We start from the raw sequence: 8920 nt of genomic DNA on the forward strand, positions 1-8920 counted from the left end.
GCAATTTAACTAATCTTAAATGAAAAATCACCAACTATTTTTGACCACATTACCCAAAAACTCATTATATAAAATGGATTTCAAATCGAAATCCCTTTTTTTTTTAGACCTATCAAAAAGATTAATTTACCGGTAAACCGAACCAACTTACTTTGCTAAACATTGATTTTCGAGCCAGTTTGCCTTTACTAAGGTACTCATTTACAAATTTTTCTTGCTCTTCAATTTGCACTAATAATTCGGATAAGTTTTTTCGAAAAGCTGTCAATGTCGCTCTATTGCTATCGTTAAGAGTGCCAATACTATCCAAATCTTTTTGACATTTTAGTGCTTTTGCTTTGGGTGCTGCAATCATTTCTCTAATTGTATCATCAGATAAAGTTGGTTTAAACTTTTTATTTCTGTAAAAAACAAAATCATTGAACATAGCTGTTGCAGCATTACTTTCTTCTACAATCAAATTCAATTTTTCAACTGCTTGATTGTTTCTCTTTCCTGATAATTCGTTCTTTTTATTTTCTAAATAGTCTTTTACTAACTTCGTAGACAAACCATTAGATTCCACCCTACCAATACATTCAAATAACTTAATCTCTTCTGATTTTTGTTTTAACTTCTCAATTTCATCTGCGAAATTAAAAACTGGTTTGGCTGGATTGACTACTACTTTTCCTGAAATAAATTCAGCATTACTAATAGGATAACGGGACAACTGCCACAGATAATCAAAAGGCATATGGGTTTCCAACATTGCTTTCGGTGGCGTTTTGAAATAAAAATTATTGAGCTTTTTGGCAAAAACACCATTGTTTACGCTGCCTGAACCCCAAGTTGGGTCAAACAACCACCACTTACCCTCACTCTTAACCGCACACCAAGCGTGAGACAATGCCGCCACTTTACCGAATTGTTTGGTATATCCTTCAATGATTTCGCTTTCAAAGCCTAATTGACTCACAATCGCATTAAAAAGTTCCGCATAATGAATACACACCCCTTTTCTGGTGGTTAGCGTTTTATCAATTTTCTTTTCCGAAGTGTCACTAAAATCAATATTCTCCATATTAGCCACATCATAACTAATATTAGATGCCACCCAAAAAAAAGTTGCTCTTAGCTTCTCATTTTCTGACTTAAAATTAGTAGCAATATAATCGGCAATACTTTTTGTGTTCTTTGTAGAAGCTTTCGGAATCTTTGCCATTTTTGCGTCTATCAAAACCGTATTATCTTTGGTTTGACCGTAGGTTAGTACAGCCCAAAACAAGATGAAATAATAAAAAACGCTTTTCATAATCAAGAATTGGCATAAAAAAACACGAACAGCATTCTAAGATTGCTATTCGTGTTTAAATATATGAAAAAAAAGATTTTATAAATTCTGCTGAATTTTGGTTGCCAAAGTTTCGAACGCCTCTTTTGTCAAAACGACTTTATTTTGAAAACGCATCTCGTTCATTTCATTAATTGGAATCAAATGCACGTGCGCGTGAGGTACTTCTAGTCCAATTACGGCCATAGCTATGCGTTCACAAGGCACTGTTTTTTCTAGAGCAGCAGCAACTTTTTTGGAGAAACGCATCAATCCGAGATACAATTCCTCATCCAAATCAAAAAGTTTGTCAATTTCTTGCTTAGGAATACAAAGCGTATGCCCAACTGCATTGGGATTGACATCCAAAAAAGCCAGAAATTGTTCGTCTTCTGCCACTTTGTAGCAAGGAATTTCTCCATTTACAATTTTGGTAAAAATACTGCTCATGATTATTATTTTTAGTCGCGAGAAATTTCAATGATTTCAAATTTCAATACTCCGTTAGGCACAGTAATTTCAGCAACTTCGCCTACTCTTTTACCCAACAAACCTTTCCCGATTGGAGAAGTAACTGATATTTTTCCGGTTTTCAAATCCGCTTCACTTTCGGCTACCAAGGTATATTTCATTTCCATTCCGTTCCCTTGATTCTTAATCTTTACATTAGAATGCACCAAAACTTTAGATACATCCAATTGCGACTCATCGATCAAACGAGCATTAGCATAGACCTCCTCAAGTTTAGAAATACGCATCTCCAATAATCCTTGAGCTTCTTTGGCAGCATCATACTCTGCATTTTCAGACAAATCGCCTTTGTCTCTTGCATCAGCAATATCCTGCGAAGCTTTAGGACGCATCACTCCTTTTAGGTGATCCAATTCGTCTTTTAACTTTTTTAATCCTTCTGCTGTATAATACGATACTTTACTCATAACTTTTTGCGTTAATAATTAAGTGGTTTTTTCTTGTTTCCTTGCACATAAAACCAATGCAATACTATTGGTTTTCTTACGTTTCACATTACAATACCTGACAGGTATAAAATAGAAAAAATCCCATCAGGACGGGATTTCTTTCCGCAAATATACTATAATTTTTTTTATGCTATAATTAAATGTTAACCATAACCAATCCAAAGTTAAATAAATTAAATTTGTTTCACTAATCTTTGATGCTATTTTAAAATGATAAAAAAACTGCTTTTTCTATTCACAATCCTCCTGTTGACAAACTGTAGTACTAATGGAGGAACTAATAAAAACCCTTTCATTCCCAATTATTCTTTTACTGTAGATATCAATACTAGTTTGCCTGCTTATTCTAATTTGAAATTTGCGAGTAATGCTGTTTTTTATCCTGGCGCAGGTGCTCGAGGGCTCATCGTTTTCAACACCGGAAGTGGTTACAACGCATTCGATGCGGCTTGTCCGAACCAAGCACTAAGCAGTTGCTCAACCCTAACTATTAAAGGTATCAATGCCGTTTGTCCCTGCGACAGCAAAGAATACAGTTTATTTACTGGCTTAAGTGACCTACAATATCCCCTAAAACAATACCGCATAGAAGTTATCGGAACGGTGATTAGAGTATATAATTAAGATTTGGGCGTGCCACCTCACAACAAAGGGGGGCAACTCATCCTACTGGTGAGTCGCCCCCTTTGTCGTGAGCTGTCGGGCTATCCGCTCCGCAGTGGCGGATTGCTCCTATCCCTCACGCGCAATGTCATTAAGTTAAGAGGAAAAAGAAAAAAATAGCACGCAGATTCAACAGATTTTAACTGATTTTTCTGCTTAAATCTGCGTGAAAACAAAAAGAGTAATTCCTTAACTTAATGACATTGCCCTCACGCGGGTAAACCAGAAGTTTTGTACTGAACCAAATTATCTTTTATCAAAACTATATCGAATACCAATCAATCCTCGAACAGCTGTATCGTCCCCATTAAGTATCATAGGTGCAACTTCAAACACCACTGCTATTTTCTTAAACTCTTTAATAGGGAAAATTTCTAAAGCAACCGGCACCACTATTGCGTTAACTTCTGAAATGAATGGACTAAAATTTAATCCAAGCCCCAAGGAAAAACGATGGTATTCCTTTGTTGGGAAGTTATAAAAAGCAGAGGCCTCAAAAGGCAAAACATCTAGATAATTATTAGTAAACACTTTCATTTCAAAACTTACTTTTTTTTCTTTATCCGTATTAAAGCCAAAAGCTAAATCTGTAAATCCTGAAACCGCTACTTGTGCACTTGTGGTAAAACTAAAAAGTAGGATCGCAATGATAATTGTTAATCTGTTTTTTTGCATTATTGTAATCAAGGTTTAGAGTTAATAAAATTTAAAATTCGAATGTAAGAAATTATTTCTAAATCAACAAATTCCTCCCTAAAATATCAAACCCTGATTTAAAACCTTTTTACTGTCCAAATCAAAAAAAATCCAGCATCAAAAAGACACTGGATTCTAAGAAAATAAGTAAACTAAAAATTAAAACTTTAAATTCAATCCTGCTTGTGGGTAAACAAAAAGTCAAAATAAAACTACAATTTATAACTTACAGACAACATAAATACTCTTGGTAAAACGAAAGTACTTCGCTCGCTGATTAAGTAATCCGAAAAGGAATAATCATTTTTTACGGTGGTATTCAACACATTATTAATTATCACTTCAAAACCAAAAGGGCTGTTTTTCTTCTGATAGCGCAAAGAAGTGTTGGCAATATCATAAAAGTTACGTTGCTGGTTAGCGTTAGTATTGCTTATGTTTTCATACTCAAACTTGTAGGTCCAATAGTTGAAAAAAGTGATTTCAGCATCTCCATTCCAAGCATCAGATTGAAAATTAGATTGTGTTATCCCTTTAAACTGACTAAAACCTTTTGTGTAACCCATACTAACTGTTGGCCATTTCTTGTAGGCTGTTTTTATCAAAAAACCTACTTTTTGGTTATTCCTATCATTTGAAGTTGTCACTCCATTCAAGGTTTGCAAATAGTTGAACCAACTTAAACTCGTATTGAGTCGAAGGTTAAAACGGTAGATTTTTTTGGTAAACGCCCCATTTACATTATAATTCGTCTCTGGATTGTCTCTCAAAAAAGGACTGTTGACTTGATTAATCCCTTGCAAAATCACTTCATTACGAATGGTCTTTTCTTTTTTAACAAAGCTCGCCATTGCATTCCATGTAATCCCTCGATACATATTCATTTTGGAATACCTCAAATTTGCGGAATGAAACTGTTCATTTTCCAACAAGGCATTCCCTTTAAAAACCAAATTATAATTTTGTAACGTGAACTGATCCGCCAACTGACTTACCTCAGGAAATCCCACTTCGAGTTTGTAATTAAAATTTAGGGTTTCCGATTTATTGAATTCAAATTCACTAGTCCATTGTGGCAACCAAACTTGTTTTTCGATCACTCTATTTCCAGAGGCTTGTTCCGTTTTCATAGCATACCAATGGCTATATAATGCGGGCTTATTCGTCCATTTTCCAATTCTAAATTTGTACTCCAACCCAATATAAGCATCATTGAGCTGATACTTGATATCATTACCAAAACCAGCAGTACTAAAATCATTAATAACATTGGTGGTCAACACCTGTTTTTCGGAGGTAAACAACTGAGAGCGCCCGTTGTTGTTTCCAAAAACAGTATACAAATGATTGGCATTGTTTAACACCCAATAATGCTTAAAAAGTGCATCGATGGAGTGGTTTTGCACTCTTTTGATTTGATCTATGGTATAAGTATTGTCGGCTTGAATGGGAATGATGCCTGTTAAAAAAGGTTGGTCCGTAAACCAACGTGTTTGTGGCGTATTTTTGTCATAAGCTTGATTTACTACAAAAGTCGTTGTATGAGCATCGTTATAACTTTTATGCCATTCTAGGTATTGTTTTATCGCGGTATTATCGGCTTGGTTTAAGGTTTGAAAAACACTGCTCCCCAAATTGGTCACCGAATTAATAGTACTGTTCAAATCATTGGTACTCGATTGGTATTGCCCGTTATAATACCATTTTTCTTTGGTATTAGGCGAATAATTCAATTTTATATTGGAAATTCCAAGTAACGAACGATTATCTCCTTTTTGTAATTTGTTTTCAAAAGCTACAGCACTATTTTGCAAATAGTCGTTGCTACTCTTCGATTGAGAAGCGGCAAACACTTTTGAAAAAATGGAGAACCCAGAAATTTCTAGTTTACTCGATAAGTCATGGCTAAAATTGAGCGCTGCAAATTGTGATTTACTCTGTACAAGCTCATTAGTATCATTGGTAAAACTATACAAATTGGTAAACGATTTTCGTTCCGAAAGAAAACTACTCATTCCGCCACCAAAGCGCAACATATCATCAAAAGTAAAGGTGCGTTTACCAATATTGTTGGCATCGCCTATAAAACTCAAATTGGTTTTTGGGCTGTAATAAAATAAAGCGGCATGTGCCAAATAAAAACCATTATCGGCATTGCCAACTTCGGCTCCGGCTTCTATATCACCAAAAACAAACTTCTTTTTATCCGCTTTAAGCTTCACATTCATGGCCAAATCTTCACTATCCGACACTTGCTTCATGAATCCTACCTCATTAAAATTATCTATGACTTCGATTTTATCGAGTGCATCGGCAGGAATATTTTCTACGGCTAATTTACTTCCGCCGCCAAAAAACGATTTCCCTTCTACTAACATTTTGGTTACCTTTTTGCCTTGTACAGTAACATTTCCTTTTTTGTCTACTTCAACACCTGGCAACTTTTCTAAGACCTCTTTCATTTTACGTTCGTTTCCGTTCGCAAAACTCTTCACATCAAAAGTCATAGTATCTTTTTTGATGACTATCGGTTTGAATTCATGTTTAATGACAATTTCTTTGAGTTGTTCGCCTGTGGGTTTTAATTTAAAATCGTGCGTAGCAATAACTGCATCTGCTTCAAGGATAAATACTTCCTCTACAAACCCAATATACGAAACTGTAATTTCATACTTCACTGCTTTATCTAGATCCAAGCGGTAGCGCCCTTTATTATCAGCAATAGCAAACTTGAGGCTGGCATTTTCTTGCAATGGTTTTGCAATTACATTGGCGGATTCAAGTGGCTTGTTTGTATCCTCAGCAACCACACCTGTTATAGTGCGTAATTGAGAGAAACACATAGTTGTGCATAAAAGAAAGCATAAGAGGATTTTGTGCATTGCAATTAATTTGACTGTCCCTTTTTAGTGTAATCCTCTTGACTAACGGTTTTGCCTTTAGGAAATTCAATTACTAGTTCTTTATCTTTTAATATGGATATTGATGTTGCATAAAAAGTTGTTTCACGATCATTTAATTCTAAGATAAGGCCTGGCAAGCCGTTAAAATATTTTGGACCATATCCATAAGGCAAACTTGGCGCAAACCATGCAATTATGGGAATGCTTGTATCAACCCCTTTTCTGTTGATAAATTTATGATAATAAATTGCTTTGTAACATAAATAGCCATCAATTGATTTACTCTCTTTCGTTATTTCCCAATCTAATATTTTATGCTTGATCTCAATTAAACTACCGTTATCATCTCTTCTTATGGCAGTGTTATTAATTTTGTCAAAAAAATAATCACTTTCATTTGTTACAATGAATGCCATTTTTCGAGCCATGTTCATTAAACCATTATTTTCGTTATCAGTGATTAAATATTTGTTTAAAATAGAACTAGAGCGTTTACCATTAAATGATAAAGTACACGTTTGTTGATTTGCAATCTTGACTGTTGCCTCATTTAATTCTTTAAAATCCGGATCCTTATTTTCTCCACCATACCCTACTAATTGAATCTTATATAGAACGGTTCCAGAGGCCAACTGTCCTATACAGTAAGACTTAAAAAACAAAGTAAAAAGTAGTAATAAAACATGTGTCTTTTTCATAGCTGTTACTATATAAACAACCAAAATCTTTTAAATTTTGGTTGTTTTTTTGTCTTAATTAATTCGCAGATAAGGATTTTTCTTTGGCATCTTCGCAACCTTTGATATAACCTTGATAGGCTGCTTCAACTTCCGCAGGGCTTTTAGTTCCATTAGGATCTTATACCTTATCTATATAATTCATTGCTTTTGTGAAACAATCACTAGCCAAAGTTTTTACTTCCTTGCTCTCGTTGTTTACTACAACTTCTTCTTTTACTTAAATAGTGTTTGCCATTGAAACAGCGCTAAACGCCAAAACTGCCATAGCAGTAAAAATCATTTTTTTCATTTTTGTAGCGGTTTTAAATTTATAAAAAGTTTTTTGGTTAACCGTTACAAAAATGTAAGAAAAAAAACATTTCACAATACCTACTTTTAGCGATATTTCAAAAAAAACACAAATTATCAATACATTACAATTTATACAAGCGGATTCATACGTTTAAGATTAGTCTTGATTACCACGCGCATTTTCACACGATTTTGAGCAAATGCAAGCATTGTAAAAAAAAGTAAAAAGTAAAGAAATTTGGGCATGGGTTGGTTTAGTTCGCTTTTGGTTTAGTATGGGATATTGGTTGAAACTTTATTTACATTCCCATTTGGGCTTTTAGTTTCTTATCATATTCCTCTTTTGGTATTGTTTTTCCTTTTGGGAAAACAACTTGTTGAACACTGTTAAGTTTTATTTTATCCGCATAATACACTATGTTTTCCTCATGAACTTCGATTACCAAACCAGGAAGTCCTACGTATTCTTTGGGACCAACGACAAAAGGCAGGCTAGGAGTAAACCAAACATAACCTACTTTATTTCTTTCTCGATTATCTCTAGTTACATATGGTATTTCAAAGAAGGCTTTATAACATAGATAACTATCAATTGTTTTACTTTCAGAAGTAACCTTCCAATTTAAAGGAACATACTTTTTACTTAACAATTTAGAGTCATTATTATTCTTTAAAATCTCAACATTAGTATTAAAATCGAAAAAATAATCATACATTCCAGTGAATTGTGCACGAGCTAACATACTTATATTAGAACCTGTTTCTCCTTTAGTCATCAAATTTTCAGCAACATAACTTGATTGATTACTTGAATATGTGAGCACAAATGATTGCTTTTCAGCTTCTTTAATGACTGAAATTAATGTGTTTTTAATATTGCTTGGTATTGTATTCATATTGGCATCAGAAACAACATCCTTTACCTTATAAACAACTTGCACCGAACTATTTTGACTAAACACTAATGAAGTTGAAAAAAAACATAATAAGAATAAAAATTTATTCATAATAAAATTTGATTTAATTTGAAGAAACAGAACTTATAAAGATGTAAGTTCTGTTTCTTTTTAAAATTAATTAGCTGAATGTGACTTTTCTTTTCTATCACATTCTTCTACTGCATTTCTATACACACCATGTGCCGTTTCTGCATCCCATTTATTGTTTGGGTCACAAAAAGCCACATAGTCGATAGCTTGTTGCTCACAAGAAGTAAATAAAATCTCCCTGCTCTCGTTGTATACTACAACTTCTTCTTTTACTTCAATAGTGTTTGCAACTGAAACAGCGCTAAACGCCAAAACTGCCATAGCAGTAAAAATCATTTTTTAGCTT

At 34.0% G+C, this 8920-nt stretch carries 9 protein-coding genes; 1 reads left to right on the top strand and 8 read right to left on the bottom strand.

The genetic code is table 11. The annotated features are described in order from the left end of the window. Positions 1–121: 121 nt before the first annotated feature. From FLB_RS05215 to greA, 3 genes are all read right to left on the bottom strand, one after another. Positions 122–1294, bottom strand: coding sequence for a transglutaminase domain-containing protein (locus FLB_RS05215; protein WP_064714916.1), 1173 nt, complete (start codon positions 1292–1294; stop codon positions 122–124). Positions 1295–1372: 78 nt separating this feature from the next. Continuing rightward, the gene (locus tag FLB_RS05220) at positions 1373–1762 is read right to left on the bottom strand and encodes an HIT family protein (protein WP_064714917.1); all 390 of its coding nucleotides are present in this window, start codon (positions 1760–1762) and stop codon (positions 1373–1375) included. 11 nt (positions 1763–1773) lie between these two features. Next, positions 1774–2250, bottom strand: coding sequence for a transcription elongation factor GreA (gene greA / locus FLB_RS05225; RefSeq protein WP_064714918.1), 477 nt, complete (start codon positions 2248–2250; stop codon positions 1774–1776). 291 nt (positions 2251–2541) lie between these two features. On the opposite strand from greA, the gene FLB_RS05230 reads away from it, so the two are divergent. Further along, on the top strand, positions 2542–2916 hold the full coding sequence (locus FLB_RS05230; protein ID WP_410503413.1) for a Rieske (2Fe-2S) protein: 375 nt from the start codon (positions 2542–2544) through the stop codon (positions 2914–2916). A 285-nt stretch (positions 2917–3201) separates the two neighbouring features. Here FLB_RS05230 and FLB_RS05235 read toward each other — a convergent pair whose 3' ends face one another. From FLB_RS05235 to FLB_RS05255, 5 genes are all read right to left on the bottom strand, one after another. After that, on the bottom strand, positions 3202–3630 hold the full coding sequence (locus FLB_RS05235; protein ID WP_064714919.1) for a hypothetical protein: 429 nt from the start codon (positions 3628–3630) through the stop codon (positions 3202–3204). Between the two features lie 233 nt (positions 3631–3863). After that, positions 3864–6533, bottom strand: coding sequence for a TonB-dependent receptor (locus tag FLB_RS05240; protein ID WP_064714920.1), 2670 nt, complete (start codon positions 6531–6533; stop codon positions 3864–3866). Positions 6534–6538: 5 nt separating this feature from the next. Beyond that, on the bottom strand, positions 6539–7252 hold the full coding sequence (locus tag FLB_RS05245) for a GLPGLI family protein (protein WP_082923220.1): 714 nt from the start codon (positions 7250–7252) through the stop codon (positions 6539–6541). A gap of 632 nt (positions 7253–7884) precedes the next feature. Next, positions 7885–8592 (bottom strand): GLPGLI family protein, encoded by a 708-nt coding sequence (locus tag FLB_RS05250; protein ID WP_064714922.1) that lies wholly within the window; start codon positions 8590–8592, stop codon positions 7885–7887. A gap of 66 nt (positions 8593–8658) precedes the next feature. Then, positions 8659–8910, bottom strand: coding sequence for a hypothetical protein (locus tag FLB_RS05255; RefSeq protein ID WP_064714923.1), 252 nt, complete (start codon positions 8908–8910; stop codon positions 8659–8661). Positions 8911–8920 lie beyond the last annotated feature (10 nt).

Source organism: Flavobacterium succinicans (assembly GCF_001662485.1).
GTDB classification, from domain to species: domain Bacteria; phylum Bacteroidota; class Bacteroidia; order Flavobacteriales; family Flavobacteriaceae; genus Flavobacterium; species Flavobacterium succinicans_A.